Source organism: Streptomyces sp. NPDC002386 (assembly GCF_053593175.1).
In genome coordinates this window covers 213965-232821 of sequence record NZ_JBSFBX010000009.1, presented here as the reverse complement: position 1 = coordinate 232821, position 18857 = coordinate 213965, and the positions used below count along the sequence as shown (strand labels likewise).

Below are 18857 nucleotides of genomic sequence, written 5' to 3'. Positions count from 1 at the left end.
ATGGAAACCCTGATCGCCGCCGCGTTACCCACGCTCGGCTGGGCCGTGCACGGTGGCCTGCTCGTGCGGCGCCTGGCCACCGCCCGCCGTGACCCGCTGACCGGCCTGCACACCCGCGCCGGATGGACCACCCGCGCCGAACACCTGCTGGCCAAGCACCCCGCCGCCGTGGTCCTCCTGATCGACCTGGACGACTTCAAGACCACCAACGACACCCACGGCCACGCCGCCGGAGACTCCGTCCTCACCGCGACTGCCCGCCGGTTGAACACCTGGGTCGGACGCGACGGCATCGCCGCCCGCCTCGGCGGAGACGAGTTCGCCGCGATCATCACCCACCCCCGCCGCGCTCCCAATCACGAGGCCCTACTGAGCGCCTTGAACCTGCCCGTGGAGCACAACGGCTGCACCCTGTCGGTCTCGGCCTCGGTCGGCCACTGCCACCGCGAGGAGCTGCCCGCGCCGACTCTCACTGACGCTCTTTCCGCCGCCGACTGGGCGATGTATGCGGCCAAGGGGCACGGCAGGCGCAACACCCGCCCATGACGGCCCCCGGAGCGGCCTCGGTCGCCAAACTTCCGCCGCTCCGGGCGCCTTCCCCCCTTCCAGATCCACCAGACCCGAAAGGGAAACCTCATGATGCCCCAGCACACCAGCAGTACGCGTGTCTGCCGTGACTGCGATGGCTTCGCCGCCGTCGCCATCACCACCGGTACCCGGCACCGCGACGGCGCCCGCGTCATCCTCCGCGTGACCTGCCCGGCCTGCAAGGGCATTGGCACCGCTCGCCTCGGGCGCCCGCAGGAGGTGACTGCCTGATGCCTCGCAACTGGAGCCGTGGAGTCGACCGCATCCACTACGAGGGGATTGACGGCGACTACGACCGCTTGAAGAAGACCGCCAAGGCGCACGAGCTGCACGACGGTCAGCGGGACACGAAACCGTCCCGGCCTGGCCGCACGGACCTGTCCGGGCCGACCAGCAGCGACGCCAGCACGCCGAAGAAGCGACGTTGGGGCCGGTGACCACGTGACCGACACCGCCACGATGGCGGGCCTGGACCCGGCCACCCTCGCCGACGTGCTGAGGCTGGCCGGGTCCACGGGCTTCGACCGCATCCAAGACCAGATCCGCCGCACCGGCGGCTGCACCGACCCCATCCGCCTCATGGGCTCGACCGTCACCCGCGACGCAGCCACCGGCCACGTCCTGCACTCCTATTCGACCGACACCGAACCCGGCGGCGTCCTCCGCGTGGCTTGCGGCAATCGGCGGGCCTCCCGCTGCCCGGCCTGCGCCTGGACCTACGCCGGGGACACCTATCACCTGATCCGCGCGGGCCTCGTCGGCGACCCTGACAAAGGCACCGCCGAAACGATCCGCGATCACCCGCGAGTGTTCGCCACTCTCACGGCGCCTTCGTTCGGCGCGGTCCACAACCAGCCCGGCAACCGGCCGTGCCGTTGCGGCATTCACCACGCTGAGGACGCACTCGAGCTGGGCACCCCGCTCGACCCCGAGTCGTACGACTACGCGGGCGCCGTGCTCTGGAACAACCACGCCTCCGACCTCTGGCGCTACTTCACGATCTACCTGCGCCGCGAGATCGCCAAAAGGGCTGGGCTCACCCAGAAAGCCGCCCGCGAACAGTCCCGGGTCTCCTTCGGGAAGGTCGCCGAGTACCAGAAGCGCGGGGCCGTCCACTTCCACGCCGTGATCCGCTTTGACGGCCCCGACGGGCCAGACGATCCGCCCCCGGCCTGGGCAACCCTCGACCTGCTCACCGACGCCATCCGCGCCGCCGCTGCCCGCGTCGCGGTCGACGTTCCTCCGGCCCGGTATCAGCCGGACCCCGATCAACCGGCACGAACTGAGCCCGCGCGCACGCTGCGCTGGGGCACCCAGCTCGACGTCCAGCCCATCGGCGCCTTCGGCCACGGCGAGGAGATCACCGAGCAGGCCGTCGCCTCCTACGTCGCCAAGTACGCCACGAAAGCCGCCGAGACCACCGGCACCGTCGACCGCCGCATCGGCAACAAAGAGGCCCTGGCCCTCCTCGGCGTCCCCGAGCACCCGGCCCGGCTCATCTCCGCGTGCCTCGACCTGCACCCGCTCTACCCGGATCGGAAGTTACGAGACTGGGCACACATGCTCGGCTTCCGCGGCCACTTCTCCACCAAGTCCCGCCGCTACTCCACCACCCTCGGCGCCCTCCGCCAAGTCCGCGCCGACTACCGCGCAGCCCAGCAACGCCAAGCCCTTGGCCTGCCCGACCCCGACGATGAGGAAGCCACCACCCTCACCCTCGCCCACTGGGCCTACGCGGGTCACGGCCACACCCCGGGTGAGTCCTGGCTCGCCGCCAACATTCGCCGCGACATCCAGCACAACCGCGAGATCGCCCGCGAAGAACTGCCCGTCTTGCTCGCCGACGAAAGGGACTGCTGACCATGGCCTCAGAGCTGCCGAACCGGTTCCTGACCCCTGAGGACCTGGTCGAGATGTTCGAGCTTCCTAGCGTGGAGACGGTCTACCAGTGGCGCCGGAAGCACACCGGTCCCCGCGGCTTCCGTGTCGGCCGGCACCTGCGCTTCGACCCGCGCGACGTCCGGGCATGGGTGGACTCTCAGCTTGGGGAGGCCGCCTGATGGCTGGCCACATTCAGGACCGCTGGTACAAGACCGAGATCGGGCCGAGCGGCAAGCCGGTCAGGGTCAAGACCGAGCGTTACGGCACCGGCATGCGCTACCGCGCTCGGTACATCGGGCCGGACGGTACCGAGAAGTCCAAGAGCTTCCCAGACCGACAAAAGCGCCTCGCTGAGCAGTGGCTGACCGACATCGCGTCGGACATGTCGCGCGGGCAGTACATCGACCCGCGCGCAGCTCGAGTCACCTTCAAGGGCTACGCCGAGAAGTGGCTCAAGACGCACGGCATCGACCCGGCGAGTCAGGTCGTGGTCGAACAGCGGTTGCGCCTACACGCGTTCCGGCTGATCGGCTCCCGGCCACTGGATTCGTTCCGCCCGGAGCACATCCGCGGTTTGGTGAGCGCGCTGGAGAACGACCCGGCCGTAAGCGGCGGCTATGCGCGGAACATCTATGGCGACGTGCGCGCCGTGCTCAGTGCGGCTGTTGACGATGGGCTCTTGCCCCGTAACCCGTGCTCCGCGAAATCCGTCCGCCCGCCGGCCGTCGAGCAGCGGCGCGTGGTGCCGTGGCAACCTACCGAGATTCGCGCGGTCCGTGCGGCACTCCCCCAGCGCTACCGGCCCATGGTCGATGTGGGCGCCGGATGCGGGCTCCGTCAGGGTGAGATCGTCGGGCTCGCTGAGGACGCGGTCGACTTCGACGGCGGCACCATTCGGGTGGTCCGGCAGGTGAAGCTGATTCGGGGCAAAGCCGTGTTCGCTCCTCCGAAGTGCAACAAGGAGCGGGACGTGCCGTTGCCACCTTCGGTGGCTGAGGCTCTGCGGGCACACATGGACGCCTGCAAGCCGGTCGAGATCACGTTGCCCTGGCGCAAGCCGGACGGCCCGGAGGTATCGGCCCGTCTCCTGTTCACGAACACCGCGAGCGGCCTCGTCTGGCGCAGCAACTTCAACATCCAGGAGTGGAAGCCCGCCCTTGCGGCGGCTGGGTTGATCGCGGAGGCCGGGGCGGACGGTAAGTACGAGTCCGCTCGCGAGCACGGCATGCACGCCTTGCGGCACTTCTACGCCTCGCTGCTGCTTGACGCTGGCGAGAGCATCAAGGCCGTCAGTGAGTACCTGGGGCACTCCGACCCTGGGTTGACTCTGCGGGTCTACGCGCACCTGATGCCGTCGAGCCAGGAGCGTACGAGGAAGGCCGTGGATCGGGTGCTTCTGCCGGCCCCGCGCGAGCCTGACGGCCCAGAGACGGCCCAGTGACCCAAACCCGGCCCCCCATCCGCGTTAAACGCGCTGGTAGGGGGCTTATTGATGCCCGGTCACTGCGAGTTCTCCGGGCTTGGGCATGGTGGTACCAGTGTCGCAGATCCATTTGGGTGACCTGCGGCGGTCGACTGCGCCACCGGCGCGTCGATCCATTCGGGTGACATACGGCCTGCTGGTCAGCGGGACCGAGGACACACCGACGTGTTCCGGCAGCTCTCGGGAGGAGCGGACGCCTCTCACTCGTGTTCCGCGCCCGGAAGGCGGGGCGGCTCGGAAAGATCCATCATGAGAGCGGGGAAGCGACCGGGCCGCACAGGAAGGCTGCTGCCATGACATCGGTGCCTGACAGGACACAGCGAGTGCATGGCGGACCCGGCGCCGGTGGAGCGATCGACGACGCGTCCAGGTTCGCCGGGCTGATGATGCTGATCAGCGGGCCTCTCAGCATTCTGATGGGCGCGGCCGGAATCGCACATGACACCCTGTTCGCCGCGTCCCGGTACGCGTACCGGTTCGACCTGACCGCTTGGGGCTGGATCCACCTCGTGATCGGAGTCGCACTCGTCATCGCCGGACTGGGAGTCCTGTCAGGCCGGAGCTGGGGTCGCGGGGCCGGTGGAGCGGTGGCGGCGATCAGCCTGATCACCCAGTTCATGTTCGTTCCGTACTACCCGCTGTGGGCCATCCCCGTGATGACACTCGACCTCCTGATCCTGTTCGCACTGACGCGGATCCACATCGAGACCAGGGGCGGTCATTGACCCTGGACGCGGCGGGAGCACTGATCACCCACGGGGATCCCGATCCCCACGGAAGGCAGGACGGCGGAGATCAATCGAGAGCGCCTCGTCAGGACACTGACGTTCTGGCTGCGGCCCGTGTTCGCGTTGCGGGTCATCAACCGGTTCCAGAAGATCGTCGGTTTCGACCGCTCGATGGCCCTCGCGTCCAGCGCCCTGACAGCGCTGGTCCCGGTCTCCATCTTCCTCGGTGCCGTCTTCGGGCAGTACGACGCCGCTGAGCGGATCGTCCAGCGCTACAACCTCACCGGTGCGGGTGCCGATGCGGTCAGGTCCCTGTTCTCTCCCGCCGGGGGGACCAGCGCGAGTGTGGGCGTCTTCGGTGTCGCGTTCCTGACGATCTCGATGCTGAGTTTCACGCGAGCGGCACAGCGGCTCTTCGAGCAGGCGTGGGAACTCAAGCCCCTCAGTGTGCGCAACACCCGCAACGGTCTGTGGTGGCTCCTCACCCTCGGTGGCTACGCGGCGGTCATCACCGCGCTCTCCGCCCTCCTCGGCGGGCACGGGGTGGGCCTGGTCGCCCTGGTGTGCGAGGTGCCGGTGACCGCGGTGTTCCTCGTCTGGACCGGCCGGCTCCTGTCGGCGAAGCGGCTCGGCTGGACGGACCTGATTCCCTTCGCCGTCACCGGCGCCGCCCTGAGCGCCGCGTACTCGGTCGGCGCGACCGTCTACATGCCGCGTCTCTTCAACTCCTCCGCCGCGCGCTACGGGGTGGTCGGGGCGGTCTTCGCGCTGATCTCCGCCCTGTTCACGGCCATGCTCGGCCTGGTCGCCTCGGCGGCGCTGGGACGGGAGGTGCGCGACGAACTCGGCCGGATCCGCTCGGGCAACCGCCCGTCCGACCGTGAGGTCCGCCTGCAGTGGGACAAGGTGGTCGAGCAGACGCGGTCGCGGTGGCGGACGGTCCGGGGCCAGGTCTCTCGTCGTCAGGACCCGGACCGGTGACGGTCACGCCAGGCCGCGCCCGCCTCGGATGGTCGCGGCGTCATCGGCCACGCCGAGGCCGGCCGGGCTTCGGGCGAGTGGCGCGGCCTGGCACCGCGCGGTTCACGGGGCGTGCCCGAAGCCGCTCGAGTGGATGACGCGGCCGTGACGGCGGTGACCGTGGCGGTCCGGGTGGCGGTGCAGGGCGACGAGGGCGGCGTCGTCGTTGAGGCGGCCGCGGGTGTGGGCGAGCAGATCGCGGTGGATGTGGTGGAGCAGTGATTCGGGGCCGCTCCTGGTCCACTGGGCGACGCGCGTCTCCAGGGGGTAGAAGCGGCCCTCGCGGTCGCGGGCCTCGATGACGCCGTCCGTGTAGAGGAGGAGGGTGTCGCCGGGTTCGAAGGAGGCCGCGTCGATGGCGTAGGCCTCCGGTCCGGTCTCCGTGGTCCCCAGCGGTGGTGCGGGGTGCAGGCTGGGGACCGTGAGGGCGCTGTTCGGACTGAGCAGCAGCGGAGGGGGGTGGCCGCAGCTGATCATCCGGATGACGTGGCCGTCGTCGGGGAGTTCGATCAGCAGCATGGTCGCGAAACGCTCGCCGGCCTCCGCGGTCGGCTCGAAGTCGGCCAGGTACCGGGTCACGCTGTGGTCCAGCGTGGTGGCCAGGTCGGGGAGGGTGGCGTGCCGGTGGGCGGCCTCGCGGAAGGCGCCGAGGAGGAGGGCCGCCTCACCGATGGCGGACAGCCCCTTGCCCCGGACGTCCCCGATCATGAGGCGTACGCCGCCGGTGATGCGGGTGGCCGCGTACAGGTCGCCGCCGATCTTCGCCTCGTCCTCGGCGGCCAGGTACAGGCAGGCGATCTGCAGGGGCCCCAAGCGCTCCGGCAGCGGCCACAGCAGGCCGTGCTGCGCGGCCTCGGCGACCGACCGCACCTGGGCGAGCTGGCGCTGGCGCCGCTCGCGCACCAGGCAGAAGACCACGCTCAGGGCCGAGAGCACCGCCAGGGCGAGGATCTGGACCAGCACGTTGCGCGAGAAGAGCACGCCGAAGTGCCAGCCGATGTACGCCTGCGCCGCCACCGCCAGGGTGCCGATCACACCGGTGAGCCACGCGCCGGTGAACGAGGCGGTGATCGCGGGGGCGATCACGAGCAGCGGGCCGAGGTGGATGTCCTCGGGGACCAGCTGGTCGACCGCCGTGATCACCACGATGAGAACGATCGGGATCAGCAGCAACGCGTGGCTCGACCGCCGTAGCTGCCACATACCGGCTGAGCTGTCCTCAGCTTTCACATCTTCCACATTGCCACCGTCGCGGACGCCCGACGAGCAGACACCGCGGTGCCGGTGCCCGGGGCACACGGACGGCACCGGTGCGGTCGCGCCGGCTGCGAAGCAGCGCCTGCGCTCCGAGGAAGGCCAGATACTCGGCGCCGGCCAGCCTGACCACCGTGTAGGCGGCGGACGCGGCCAGTACGGCCGCCGGCCCGGCCACGGTGAGCACGCCCCAGGTGAGCAGGCCGGCGGTGATGCCCCCGACCGTGCGCAGCCCGTCCCGCCGGCCGCACGCCACGGCCCGTTTCGTCACGACGGCCATGTCCGGGCCGGGAACGACGGTCAGGACGGCTAGGACACCGGCCGCGGCGAGCAGTTGTACGCGCACCCGCCCGTCCTCGCACCCTGGCGCGCCCCCTCCTCACCTGTGAAGTTCTGCTGGTGAACGGTCGGGTTTCCTGGTCGGGTCTTGCCGGGGCGGACGTGCTGCCGTAGCAAGGTGCTCCATGAACCTTTTCGGCCGCAGCCCTTTCCAGCGGCGTCCGGAGGCGCCCGCCTCCCCCGTCGCGCACCACTCCGCATCGGCGTCCGGTGCCACCGCCGTCCTGCCCGATCCCGGTCTGGCCTCCCTCACCGGGGAGTGGGCGATCGACCCCGCGCACAGCAGGATCGGGTTCTCCGTGCGGCACGCGATGGTGACCACGGTGCGCGGCGCCTTCACGGAGTACGAGAGCCGGCTCTACTTCGACGCCGGGGACCCGGCCCGGTCCCGGGCCGACATCGTGATGTACACGGCGAGCGTGGACACCGGGGTCGAGCAGCGCGACGCGCATCTGGTGGGCCGCGAGTTCCTGGACGCGGCGACGTTCCCCCGGATGACCTTCACGAGCAACGCCGTGCGGCTCGCGGGCGAGGACGTGTACCGGATGACCGGCGACCTCACCATCAGGAACGTCACCCGCCCCGTCGACCTGGAGCTCACCTATATCGGCCATGTGACCGACCCGTTCGGCTACGAGCGGGTCGGCTTCGACGGCACCACGACCATCAACCGGTGCGACTGGGGCCTGACCTACAACGCCAGGCTCGCCCAGGGCGGGGCCATGGTGAGCGAGAAGGTCCGACTCCAGTTCGACATCGCCGCCATCCGCACCTCCTCCTGAGACAGGCGCGCACGACGACGGGCCCCACCCTGGGCACAGGGTGGGGCCCGTCCTCCGTGTGCTCCGGGCGGCTCAGGCGGAGCCGACGAACAGCACCAGCAGGAGCCAGACCACCGGCGCCGTCGGCAGCAGCGAGTCCAGCCGGTCCATGATGCCGCCGTGACCGGGGAGCAGGGTGCCCATGTCCTTGATGCCCAGGTCACGCTTGATCATGGATTCGCCGAGATCCCCGAGGGTGGCGCTCGCGGCGACGGCGAGGCCCAGGAGGAGGCCCTGCCACCAGCGGCCGTCGTCGATCAGGAACTGCATGCACAGCGCGCCCGCGACCATGGCGAACAGCACCGCGCCCAGCAGGCCCTCACGGGTCTTGCCGGGACTGATGCGCGGGGCGAGCTTGTTCTTGCCGAAGCGCCAGCCGACGGCGTACGCGCCGGTGTCGCTGACGACCGTCAGGAGCAGGAAGGTCAGCACACGCCAGGGGCCGTCGTCGGCGGTGAGCATCATCGCGACGAACGTGGCCAGGAACGGCACGTAGAACGCGGCGAAGACACCGGCCGTGACGTCCTTGAGGTAGCCCTCGGGCGGTTCCGTCATGCGCCAGACCAGGACAGCGAGCGCGGTCAGCGCCATCGCGACCCACGCGCCCTCGGCGCCGCGGACGTACCCGGCGACCACCATCGCCGCGCCGCCCACCGCGAGCGGCACCAGCGGCGCCCCGATGTCCTTGCGCTCCCGCAGCCTGCTGGTCAGCTCCCACAGCCCGACGACCACCGCGACCGCGACGACACCCACGAAGACGGCCTTGACGACGAACAGGGACGCGATGATCACCACACCGAGTCCGACACCGACGCCTATGGCGGCGCTCAGGTCGCGGCCCGCGCTCTTCTTCTGCGGCGCGGGCGCCGGCTGCGGGGCGTCGGGCATGGGCTCCGGATTCTGCGTCTCGTTGCGGAACAAGGGGCCGCTCAGGCGAGCGGCCCCCCGGTCGTCGTCCTGGTCTCCGCCATGCGCGGGTACGTCGGGCACGATGGGCATGGGGCGAGTCTGCTGCGCCTCAGGCGCATCGTACGCGGGACCCGCCGGGGCAGCCCCCTGGACAGGCCCACCCTCGGTGGGCCCCCAGTAACCGGTCTGCCCCGCCGTTGGCGGCGCCCCCCAGGAAGAGTGGCTCATCAGACTTCGAGCAGCTCCGCTTCCTTGTGCTTCAGCAGCTCGTCCACCTGAGCGACGTACTTCGCGGTGGTGTCGTCGAGCTCCTTCTCCGCACGGCGGCCCTCGTCCTCACCGACCTCGCCGTCCTTGATCAGCTTGTCGATGGCGTCCTTGGCCTTGCGGCGCACCGAGCGGATCGACACCCGCGCGTCCTCCGCCTTGCCCTTGGCGACCTTGATGTAGTCGCGGCGGCGCTCCTCGGTGAGCTCGGGGAACACCACGCGGATGATGTTGCCGTCGTTACTCGGGTTGACGCCCAGGTCGGAGTCCCGGATCGCCTGCTCGATGTTGCGCAGCGCGCTCTTGTCGAACGGGGTCACGACCGCCATGCGCGGCTCCGGCACGGAGAACGAAGCCAGCTGGTTGATCGGCGTCGGCGCGCCGTAGTAGTCGGCAACGATCTTGTTGAACATCGCCGGGTGCGCACGGCCGGTGCGGATCGCGGCGAAGTCCTCCTTGGCGACCACGACGGCCTTCTCCATCTTCTCCTCGGCCTCGAGGAGGGTCTCTTCGATCACCACTTGCTCCTGCGTGTCTTGAGTGAGGCCCGGCTGCGGTTCCTCTGTCGGGCGGCGGCCGGCTGCGTCGCGTCTTCTTCCTGCACGGTTCCCGACCGGCAGGACATTGTCCATCCCCCGGCCTGGGTGCGTCCCGTCCGTCCCCCGGACAGGTGGCGCACCCGGGGCGCCCGGGGTGTGCCGGTCAGTCCCGGCTGCCCTGGTCACCCACCAGCGTGCCGATCTTCTCACCCTTGACGGCCCGGGCGATATTGCCTTCGGCGAGCAGCTCGAACACGAGGATCGGCAGGCTGTTGTCCCGGCACAGGGTGATGGCGGTGGCGTCGGCGACCTTGAGGTCCCGGGTGATGACCTCGCCGTAGCCGAGCGCGTCGAACTTCACGGCGTCGGGGTTGCTCTTGGGGTCGGAGTCGTAGACGCCGTCCACGCCGTTCTTGCCCATGAGCAGCGCCTCGGCGTCGATCTCCAGGGCGCGCTGGGCGGCGGTGGTGTCGGTGGAGAAGTACGGCATGCCCATTCCGGCGCCGAAGATGACCACGCGGCCCTTCTCCAGGTGGCGCACGGCGCGCAGCGGGATGTACGGCTCGGCGACCTGGCCCATCGTGATGGCGGTCTGCACCCGGCTGTCGATGCCCTCCTTCTCCAGGAAGTCCTGGAGGGCGAGGCAGTTCATCACGGTGCCGAGCATGCCCATGTAGTCGGAGCGGGCGCGGTCCATGCCGCGCTGCTGGAGTTCGGCGCCGCGGAAGAAGTTGCCGCCGCCGATGACGACCGCGATCTCGGCGCCGTCCCGGACGACGGCCGCGATCTCGCGGGCGATCTTGTGCACCACGTCCGGGTCCACGCCCAGGCCCCCGCCACCGGAGAAGGCCTCTCCGGACAGCTTCAGCAGAAACCGGCCGCGTACTTTGCCGTCGTCGCTCTTCTGGGCCTTGGTGGTCATGGAGATCCCGCCTCTTTCACGTGTTGCACATACGAAGAAGGCCATTGCCGGTTGGGGTCGCTTTTCGCTCCCATGCGCGGCAATGGCCTCCTCGTCAGATCTGCTGCCGTCCGCCACATGCCCGGGTGCGGCGGTGTACGCGGACGACTGCTGTCGACCCTATAGGGGTCGCGCGTCGATCGCGGTACGGACTCAGATGCCGACCTTGATGCGCGTGAAGCGCTTCAGGGTGACACCGGCCTCGTCCAGCACCTTCTGGACCGACTTCTTGTTGTCCAGCGCGTACGGCTGGCCGAGCAGCGTGGCGTCCTTGAAGAAGCCGTTGACGCGACCCTCGACGATCTTGGCGATCGCGGCCTCGGGCTTGCCCTCGGCGCGGGTGGTCTCCTCGGCGATGCGACGCTCGGACTCGACGACCTCGGCCGGCACGTCCTCCTTGGCGAGGTACTTCGGCGCGAAGGCGGCGATGTGCTGGGCGATGCCCTTGGCGACCTCGGCGTCAGCCTTGTCCAGCTCGACCAGGACACCGATCTGCGGGGGCAGGTCGGGCATGGTGCGGTGCATGTAAGCGGTGACGAAGCCGTCGGAGAACTGCGCGAAGCGGTCCAGGACGATCTTCTCGCCGAGGTTGGCGTTGGCCTCGTCCACGAACGCCTGGACGGTCTTGCCGGCCTCGATCTCGGAGGCGAGCAGGGCGTCGATGTCGGCCGGGGAGGTCTTCGCGACGTGCTCGGCGATGGTCCGGGCCGCGGCCTGGAACTTGTCGCCCTTGGCCACGAAGTCCGTCTCGCACTTCAGCTCGACGATGACGCCGGAGGAGTTGTCGTCGGCGATGATGGAGACCACGGCGCCGTTCTCGGCGGAGCGGCCCTCGCGCTTGGCGACGCCCTTCTGGCCCTTGATGCGCAGGGCCTCGACGGCCTTGTCGACGTCGCCCTCGGCCTCGTCCAGCGCCTTCTTGCAGTCCATCATGCCGGCGCCGGTCAGCTCACGGAGCTTCTTGACGTCGGCGGCGGTGTAGTTCGCCATGAGTCTGTGAGTCTTTCTCGAAGTCTTCGGAGAACGGAGATGAGCACGGTCCGCGTCCATGTGCGACCACGGATCACGGACGGCGTGCCGACCTACGGGTGAACGGTGGGGGCGGACTCATCCGCGCCCGAGGCGGGAGGGATTCCGTACCGCCCCCACCGTCACCACTGACGTCAGGCCTGCTCGCCCTCGGCGGCCGGAGCGGCCTCGGCGGCGGGGGCCTCGGCCGGCTTCTCGGCCTCGGCGGCGGGCGCCTCGGCGGCGGCCTCGGCCGGCTTCTCGGCCTCGGCGGGCTTCTCGGCCTCGTCGGCCTTCTTCTCGCCCTCGAGCAGGTCGCGCTCCCACTCGGCCAGCGGCTCGCCGGCGGCCTTCTCGCCCTTGTCACCGGTGGCGACACGGGAGCGGGAGATGAGGCCCTCGGCGACCGCGTCGGCGATCACGCGGGTGAGCAGGGTGACGGAGCGGATCGCGTCGTCGTTGCCCGGGATCTTGTAGTCGACCTCGTCGGGGTCGCAGTTGGTGTCGAGGATCGCGACGACCGGGATGTTCAGCTTCCGGGCCTCGCCAACGGCGATGTGCTCCTTCTTGGTGTCCACGATCCAGACGGCGCTGGGCACCTTCTGCATCTCGCGGATACCGCCGAGGGTCTTCTCCAGCTTGGCCTTCTCGCGGGAGAGGACCAGCAGCTCCTTCTTGGTGAGGCCGGAGGCGGCCACGTCCTCGAAGTCGATCTGCTCGAGCTCCTTGAGGCGCTGCAGACGCTTGTAGACGGTCGAGAAGTTGGTGAGCATGCCGCCCAGCCAGCGCTGGTTGACGTAGGGCATGCCGACGCGGGTCGCCTGCTCGGCGATGGCCTCCTGCGCCTGCTTCTTCGTGCCGACGAACATGACCGTGCCGCCGTGGGCCACGGTCTCCTTGACGAACTCGTAGGCGCGGTCGATGTACGACAGCGACTGGAGCAGGTCGATGATGTAGATGCCGTTGCGCTCGGTGAAGATGAAGCGCTTCATCTTCGGGTTCCAGCGACGGGTCTGGTGACCGAAGTGGACGCCGCTCTCCAGCAGCTCCCGCATCGTGACGACGGCCATGGCCGTATCTCCTTGAATTTCTCGGTTGTGCCGCGACAGCCGGTCGGCCGTCGCGCCTGACGCCCGCGTTGCGCCGGTGCCGCGAAGGACCGAGAGGCGCTGATACGGACCGTCCGACGGACACCGTCCGACAAGACCCGTACCGGGGCGTGCGAAGTCGACCCGGTGACCCGGATCGCCAGAAGAAGTGTACGGGACCGCCGGGGCGCCGGGTGACGCCGCTGTCCACAACCGGGGGATTCTCCACAGATCCCGGCCATGATCCGGCGGGTGCGGGAGGGTTCCGGCATGCGACGAGTGATGCGGCATTCGGGTGGGTGGGCGGGCTTGGTGCTCGGTCTCGCGGCACTCCTGCCCACCCCCCTGGCCTCAGCGGACACCCCGGCCCCGGCACCCGCATCGCCCTCCCGGGCACCGGTCCCGGCCGTCGCCCGCGCCTGGCCGGTGGGAGTCCGGCCGGCGGTGGTACGGGGCTGGGAGCCGCCGGCGACCGTGTACGGCCCCGGGCACCGGGGAGTTGACCTGGGCGCGCCGGCCGGTGCCCCGGTACGGGCGGTGGCACCCGGCCGGGTGTCCTTCGCGGGGCGGGTGGCGGGGCGGGGCGTGGTGACGGTGGAGCTGGCGGGGACGGACCTCCGCACGACGTACGAGCCGGTGGCGGCGTCGGTGCGGAAGGGGGACCAGGTGGACGCGGGTGACATGGTCGGCACGCTGGAGGCCACGCCCCCGCACTGCCCCGCCACCTGCCTGCACTGGGGCCTGCTGACCGGCGAGACCTACCTGAACCCCCTGGCCCTGCTCCCACCGTGGCTGCTGCACAGCGGACCGTCCCGCCTGCTCCCGGTACTGGACGTACCGACGTAGCGGCAGGGAGAGGCGGCGACACCGGCGGCGCCCGGGCCCGGGCGGTTCGGTGTGGCCACCGGCGGCGCCCGTGCGGCGGCGGCCGACGCAGCGGCCAGCCGGACCACGGACAGCCAAGGCCCCAGCCGCGGGCATGCCTGCCGCCACCGGCGGCGCCCACCCGGCGGCGGCCGACGACGCACCGGCCAGCCCGACCACGGCGAGCCGCCCCCTCCCAGCCGCGGGCATGCCTGCCGCAACTGGCAGCGCCCATGCAGCGGCGGCCGACGCACCGGCCGACCCGGCCGACCCGGCCGCGAACAGCGAAGCCCGAGCTGCGGACATGCGGCCACCCGGGCGGCACGAGTGGGCGCGGCGGCGTCCCGCGAGCACGGGCGACCGTGACGCCTACGGGCCCGGACCAGCGCGAGGCGCCCGTGGAGCACGGCCTGCCACCGCAGCCGCCGGCGGCAGGGCACGCCTCCAGAAGCCAGGGGGCCCGGAAGCCAGGAGAGCCGCGGACCCCGCTCGGTCCTGCGGCCGGTACTCAGCCCTGAACGCCCCGCAGGGCCATCCGTACAGCGGCGTCCGTGATCCGGGCCGGCTCCTCCGCCGCGCCCAGTTCGATCCGCCGCACGGCCGCGTCCACGACCCCCTGCAACAGCATCGCCGCCAGCCGCGGCTGCTCGTGCCCCGTCTGCGCCAGTGCCTCGACGACCATCGCGACCAGCCCTCCGTGGGCCGCGCGGATCTTCTCGCGCGCTCCCGCGTCCAGCTCGCTCGCCGAGATCGCCACTACGGCCCGGTGCCGCCGGTCCCCGACCAGTGCGAGCTGCTGCCGCACGTACGCCTCGACCTTGCCCTCGGGCGTCGCCGCGCGCTCCATCGCCGCCTCGACCTCCGCCGCCCAGACGGGGAAGTCGACCTCGCACAGCTCCTCGACCACGGCGGCGCGCGAGCGGAAGTACTCGTACACGGACGATCGCGCGAGGCCCGTCCGTTCGGCCAGCGCGGGAAAGGTCAGCGCGTCGGTACCGCCGTCGGACAGCAGGGACCGGGCCGCGTCCAGCAGGGCGGCTCGCTGCATCGACCGGTGCTCGGCCACGGAGGCCGCTCGAATCCTTGGCACGTCGACCACTTTACGGAGGCGCCCCCGCGAACGGGAGCGACTCAGCGTCCGAAGCTCGCCAGCTTCGCCCTCAGCTGCAGCACCGACTTGGTGTGGATCTGGCTGACCCGGCTCTCGGTGACCCCGAGCACGTTGCCGATCTCGGCGAGGGTGAGCCCCTCGTAGTAGTAGAGCGTGACGACCGTCTTCTCCCGCTCCGGCAGGGTGTTGATCGCACGCGCGAGGAACCTCCGCAGTTCCCGGTCCTCGGCGACCTCCACCGGGTTGTCCGCGGCGGTGTCCTCCAGCGTGTCCATGAGGCTGAGCCGGTCGCCGCCGTCGCCGCCCACGTGCAGCAGCTCCTCCAGCGCGACCACGTTGGCCAGCGACAACTGGCTGAACACGGCGTGCAGCTCGTCGACCTCCATGTCCAGCTCGGCGGCGACCTCCCCCTCCGTCGGGGTCCGCCGCAGCCGTGCCTCCAGGGTGGCGTAGGCCCGTTCGACGTTGCGCGCCTTCTGCCGGACGGACCGGGGGATCCAGTCCAGCGCCCGCAGCTCGTCGATCATGGCGCCGCGGATCCGGGTGATCGCGTACGTCTCGAACTTGATCTCCCGGTCGATGTCGAACTTCTCGATCGCGTCGATCAGTCCGAACACCCCCGAGGAGACGAAGTCGGCCTGCTCCACGTTGGGCGGCAGACCGACGCTGACCCGGCCCGCCACATACTTGACCAGCGGCGAGTAGTGCAGGATCAGTTGCTCCCGCAGCCGGTCGTCCCCCGTCGCCTTGTACGACCGCCACAGTTCGTCGAGCGTCGAGGGAGCGGGCGGCCGCACGCTGCCACCGTCGCGGGCGGCCGGTGGGACCGCCGCCCGGTCGGAGCCGGAGGTGTGCTGGGGCATTCGTCGCCTAGTGCCGTTCTGCCGTGAAGTGCCGTGATCTGCCGTGAGGTGCTTGAAGGTGAGTGGTGGACGGGTGGGCGGAAATGGTGCGCGGTCGGTCACCGCGGGTGGCGTGGGGCACCCGGGTGAGCTGCGGGTCTCGGGTCGGGTCGGCGCGGTCTGCGCCCGGACTTCGTGAGCGTAGCGTGACTGCGGAGTCGCGGTGTGCGAACAACGAGGCGCCACCCCTGCGCGGGGCACCTTCAGCGGCCGCACCCTCGCGTTCAGCGGCTCGCTCTGCGTGACCACCCGGATGCGTCAACTCCGGGAAATCCCAAGGGCTTAGGGCGTTCCCCCGGACGGCCGAACACGCTCGGTCAACACGGCGACGGGGCGCCCCGGGCCGAGATCAGCGCCTGGCGTGTCAACTTCCAGCCGTCGCCGTGTCGTTCGACGTAACCAAGTGCTCGGAGTTCGTACAGTCTCGCGATCGCGTCGTCCGGGGTGGTCCGGGCGCCGCGCGCGATCTCCCCGGCGCCGGCCGGGCGATGGCCGGGCAGGGCGGCCAGAACGGCCCGCGCCGCCGGATCCAGCAGGTCACGCGGGATCACGGGTCCGCACCGGGGCGGGGCCAGTTCGCCCATGTCGCCGACGAGTTCGATGACGTCGGCGGCGTCGGTGACCAGCGTGGCTCCGCCGCGCAGCAGTTCGTGCACCCCGGAGGAGAGAGAGCTGGTGACCGGCCCGGGGACACCCATCGTGAATCTGCCGAGCCGCTCGGCGGCCCGCGCGGTGGCCAGCGAGCCGCTGCGGCAGGCGGCCTCCACGACGACGGTCCCCCGGCCGAGCGCCGCGATCACCCGGTTCCGCAGGATGAACCGGCTCGGCGTCGGGTGGTCACCGGGCGGCAGCTCGCCGACCACCAGGCCCTGCTCCGCGATCCGGTCGATCAGCGCGGTGTGTCCGCGGGGGTAGGGCCGGTCGACGCCGCAGGCCAGCACGGCGACGGTGGCCCCGCCCGCGGCGAGGGCGCCCCGGTGGGCGGCCCCGTCGACACCGTAGGCCCCGCCGGACACGACCACCCAGCCCCGCTCGGCCAGCTCGGCGGCGAGGGTGGCCGCCACATGCGTCCCGTACTCGGTGCAGGCGCGGGCCCCGACCACGGCGACGGAGCCGAGGGCCCACATCCGCAGACTCGGTGCGCCGCGCACCCACAGGCCGGTGGGCCTCGCGTCGCCCAGGTCGTCGAGTGTGCCCGGCCACTCGGTGTCGCCCGGGCACACGAACCGCACGCCGGCGTTCCGCGCCTGGTCGAGGTCCCGCTCCGGCTCCGCCCGTCCGGCCCGCGCCACCAGCCCGGCCCACCGCTTCCCGCTCACCCCCGGCAGCGCCCGTCCGCCGTCGCGCAGCCGCCGGACCACTTCCGCCACGCCGTACTCCCGCAGCCAGCGCCCGCCGGCCTCGTCCCCCGGCTCTATGACCCGGGCGAGGAAGACCCGCCCCAGCCGTTCCTCCTCCGCGCCGGCTCCCGCGGTCATGTCAGGGCCCCGAGGGCCATGGGCGCGCCCCGTGGGATCCCGGTGCGCAACTGCAGGGCGAGGCGGACGTCGCCGGCGTCCGGGCGCTCGTGGCCGACGAGGTCCGCGACCGTCCAGGCGACGCGCAGCACCCGGTCGATGCCGCGGGCCGTGAGCACGCCCCGTTCGAGGCTGCGCTCGGCCTCGTCCATCGCTCCGGCGGCGGCGTGGAAGCGGCTGCGCAGCTCTCTTCCGGGCACCTCGCTGTTGGCGCCCCAGGGAGTCCCGGCGAGGCGGGCCGCGGCCCGCTGTCTGGCCGTCCGGACCCGGTCGGCGACGGCCGCCGAGGACTCGCCCCGGGCTCCCGGTGCGGTGAGCTGGGCACGGGTGACCGGATCGACCTCGACCCGCAGGTCGACGCGGTCCAGCAGCGGGCCGGACAGCCGGGCCTGGTAGCGGCGGATCGCCGAGGGCGGGCAGTCGCACAGGGAGTCCCGCTGCGAGAACCGCCCGCACGGGCACGGGTTGGCCGCCAGGACCATCAGGAACCGGGCAGGGAACCGGACCACTCCCGCGCTGCGGGCGATCACCACGTGCCCGGACTCCAGCGGCTGCCGCAGGGCGTCCAGGGTCTGACCGTGGAACTCGGGTGCCTCGTCCAGGAACAGCACCCCTCGGTGGGCCAGGGACACGGCGCCGGGCCTCGCGACGCCGGGGCCGCCGCCGACGAGGGACTGCATGGTGGCCGAGTGGTGCGGGGCGCAGTAGGGCGCCACGTCGACGAGGGGCTTGCCCGGGGGCAGCAGTCCGGCCACCGAGTGGACCGCCGTGACCTCCAGCGACTCCTGCCGGCTGAGCGGGGGCAGCACGGCGGGCAGCCGCTCGGCGAGCATGGTCTTGCCCGCTCCCGGCGGACCCTCCAGGAAAAGGTGGTGGCCGCCGGCGGCGGCCACCTCGACGGCCGTGCGCGCCGAGGTCTGCCCCACGACGTCGGCGAGGTCGTGGTCGGGCTGCGGTGCGCCTGCGCCGTGCATGCCGGTGGCCGCTCCGGCGCCGGGCACGCGCAGGCCGGCCAGCAGGGGGTCCGGACGCCCCTGCCCGTCCGGTTCCTCCTCGGGTACGGGCTCGTCGGTGAGGACGGCGACGAGCTGCCGCAGGCTGCGGACGCCGAGCACGGACACACCGGGGACCAGCGAAGCCTCGGCGGCGGCGCTCTCCGGCACGACCACCTGTTCGTATCCCGCGTCGGCGGCGGCGAGGACGGCGGGCAGGATGCCCCGTACCGGCCGCACCCGGCCGTCCAGTCCCAGCTCGCCGATCATCACGATCTCGGCGAGGACGCGGGGGTCGATCCGCTCGGCCGCGCCGAGCACGGCGCAGGCGACGGCCAGGTCGAAGCCGGAGCCGGCCTTGGGCACGGACGCCGGGCTCAGTCCGACGGTGAGCTTCTTCTGCGGCCATTCGCCGCCCGAGTTCACCACCGCCGCCCGGACCCGGTCCCGGCTCTCCGTCAGGCTCTTGTCCGGCAGGCCCACCAGGGTGAAGGCCGCCACCCCGGGTTCCAGGTCGGCCTGCACCTCGACGACCACGCCCTCGACGCCGACGAGGGCGACGGAGCACGTACGGGCGAACCCCAT

At 71.4% G+C, this 18857-nt stretch carries 20 protein-coding genes and 1 pseudogene; 10 read left to right on the top strand and 11 right to left on the bottom strand.

The annotated features are described in order from the left end of the window. From ACWCPN_RS20110 to ACWCPN_RS20075, 8 genes are all read left to right on the top strand, one after another. Window positions 1–546 carry a GGDEF domain-containing protein gene (locus ACWCPN_RS20110; protein ID WP_451207819.1) on the top strand — a complete coding sequence of 182 codons (546 nt, stop codon included), beginning with the start codon at window positions 1–3 and terminating at the stop codon, window positions 544–546. 93 nt (window positions 547–639) lie between these two features. Further along, the gene (locus ACWCPN_RS20105; protein ID WP_451208049.1) at window positions 640–819 is read left to right on the top strand and encodes a hypothetical protein; all 180 of its coding nucleotides are present in this window, start codon (window positions 640–642) and stop codon (window positions 817–819) included. Continuing rightward, entirely contained in the window at window positions 819–1025 is a 207-nt protein-coding gene (locus ACWCPN_RS20100; RefSeq protein WP_390654004.1) for a hypothetical protein, read from the top strand. The genes ACWCPN_RS20105 and ACWCPN_RS20100 overlap by 1 nt, the downstream gene beginning before the upstream one ends. Before the next feature lie 4 nt (window positions 1026–1029). Continuing rightward, window positions 1030–2448: a replication initiator protein RepSA gene (gene repSA / locus ACWCPN_RS20095; protein ID WP_451207816.1), complete on the top strand. Its 1419-nt coding sequence runs from the start codon at window positions 1030–1032 to the stop codon at window positions 2446–2448. A gap of 2 nt (window positions 2449–2450) precedes the next feature. Beyond that, window positions 2451–2648 carry a helix-turn-helix transcriptional regulator gene (locus tag ACWCPN_RS20090; RefSeq protein WP_384212255.1) on the top strand — a complete coding sequence of 66 codons (198 nt, stop codon included), beginning with the start codon at window positions 2451–2453 and terminating at the stop codon, window positions 2646–2648. Beyond that, window positions 2648–3910, top strand: a complete 1263-nt coding sequence (locus ACWCPN_RS20085) for a tyrosine-type recombinase/integrase (protein WP_451207812.1) — start codon at window positions 2648–2650, stop codon at window positions 3908–3910. Before ACWCPN_RS20090 ends, ACWCPN_RS20085 begins: the two co-directional genes overlap by 1 nt. A 365-nt stretch (window positions 3911–4275) precedes the next feature. Beyond that, window positions 4276–4677, top strand: coding sequence for a DUF7144 family membrane protein (locus ACWCPN_RS20080; RefSeq protein WP_451207809.1), 402 nt, complete (start codon window positions 4276–4278; stop codon window positions 4675–4677). Window positions 4678–4794: 117 nt separating this feature from the next. Beyond that, window positions 4795–5661, top strand: a complete 867-nt coding sequence (locus tag ACWCPN_RS20075; RefSeq protein ID WP_451207806.1) for a hypothetical protein — start codon at window positions 4795–4797, stop codon at window positions 5659–5661. Window positions 5662–5763: 102 nt separating this feature from the next. On the opposite strand, the gene ACWCPN_RS20070 is transcribed toward ACWCPN_RS20075, so the two are convergent. Both ACWCPN_RS20070 and ACWCPN_RS20065 read right to left on the bottom strand, forming a co-directional pair. Next, window positions 5764–6903, bottom strand: a complete 1140-nt coding sequence (locus ACWCPN_RS20070) for a PP2C family protein-serine/threonine phosphatase (protein WP_451207803.1) — start codon at window positions 6901–6903, stop codon at window positions 5764–5766. Between the two features lie 70 nt (window positions 6904–6973). Further along, window positions 6974–7300, bottom strand: a pseudogene (locus ACWCPN_RS20065) (LysE family translocator); the annotation flags it as partial. Between the two features lie 118 nt (window positions 7301–7418). Here ACWCPN_RS20065 and ACWCPN_RS20060 point away from each other — a divergent pair. Next, entirely contained in the window at window positions 7419–8075 is a 657-nt protein-coding gene (locus ACWCPN_RS20060; protein ID WP_451207800.1) for a YceI family protein, read from the top strand. A gap of 72 nt (window positions 8076–8147) precedes the next feature. On the opposite strand, the gene ACWCPN_RS20055 is transcribed toward ACWCPN_RS20060, so the two are convergent. The 5 genes from ACWCPN_RS20055 to rpsB form a co-directional block, all read right to left on the bottom strand. Then, window positions 8148–9251 carry a phosphatidate cytidylyltransferase gene (locus ACWCPN_RS20055; protein WP_451207796.1) on the bottom strand — a complete coding sequence of 368 codons (1104 nt, stop codon included), beginning with the start codon at window positions 9249–9251 and terminating at the stop codon, window positions 8148–8150. Further along, window positions 9251–9808, bottom strand: coding sequence for a ribosome recycling factor (frr, locus tag ACWCPN_RS20050; RefSeq protein ID WP_067041614.1), 558 nt, complete (start codon window positions 9806–9808; stop codon window positions 9251–9253). The genes ACWCPN_RS20055 and frr overlap by 1 nt, the downstream gene beginning before the upstream one ends. A 184-nt stretch (window positions 9809–9992) precedes the next feature. After that, complete coding sequence (gene pyrH, locus ACWCPN_RS20045) at window positions 9993–10751, bottom strand: UMP kinase (RefSeq protein ID WP_199212182.1); 759 nt, start codon at window positions 10749–10751, stop codon at window positions 9993–9995. A 192-nt stretch (window positions 10752–10943) separates the two neighbouring features. Next, window positions 10944–11780 (bottom strand): translation elongation factor Ts, encoded by an 837-nt coding sequence (tsf, locus tag ACWCPN_RS20040; RefSeq protein WP_451207791.1) that lies wholly within the window; start codon window positions 11778–11780, stop codon window positions 10944–10946. Between the two features lie 173 nt (window positions 11781–11953). Then, complete coding sequence (gene rpsB / locus ACWCPN_RS20035; RefSeq protein ID WP_451207788.1) at window positions 11954–12868, bottom strand: 30S ribosomal protein S2; 915 nt, start codon at window positions 12866–12868, stop codon at window positions 11954–11956. 288 nt (window positions 12869–13156) lie between these two features. Here rpsB and ACWCPN_RS20030 point away from each other — a divergent pair, with 288 nt between their 5' ends. Next, window positions 13157–13732 (top strand): murein hydrolase activator EnvC family protein, encoded by a 576-nt coding sequence (locus ACWCPN_RS20030; protein WP_451207785.1) that lies wholly within the window; start codon window positions 13157–13159, stop codon window positions 13730–13732. Window positions 13733–14258: 526 nt separating this feature from the next. Here ACWCPN_RS20030 and ACWCPN_RS20025 read toward each other — a convergent pair. From ACWCPN_RS20025 to ACWCPN_RS20010, 4 genes are all read right to left on the bottom strand, one after another. Beyond that, the gene (locus ACWCPN_RS20025) at window positions 14259–14816 is read right to left on the bottom strand and encodes a TetR/AcrR family transcriptional regulator (RefSeq protein WP_451208046.1); all 558 of its coding nucleotides are present in this window, start codon (window positions 14814–14816) and stop codon (window positions 14259–14261) included. A 65-nt stretch (window positions 14817–14881) separates the two neighbouring features. After that, window positions 14882–15724: an RNA polymerase sigma factor WhiG gene (gene whiG / locus ACWCPN_RS20020; protein ID WP_199212180.1), complete on the bottom strand. Its 843-nt coding sequence runs from the start codon at window positions 15722–15724 to the stop codon at window positions 14882–14884. 356 nt (window positions 15725–16080) lie between these two features. Then, complete coding sequence (dprA, locus tag ACWCPN_RS20015) at window positions 16081–17241, bottom strand: DNA-processing protein DprA (RefSeq protein ID WP_451207781.1); 1161 nt, start codon at window positions 17239–17241, stop codon at window positions 16081–16083. Then, window positions 17238–18857: a YifB family Mg chelatase-like AAA ATPase gene (locus tag ACWCPN_RS20010; RefSeq protein ID WP_451207778.1), complete on the bottom strand. Its 1620-nt coding sequence runs from the start codon at window positions 18855–18857 to the stop codon at window positions 17238–17240. The genes dprA and ACWCPN_RS20010 overlap by 4 nt, the downstream gene beginning before the upstream one ends.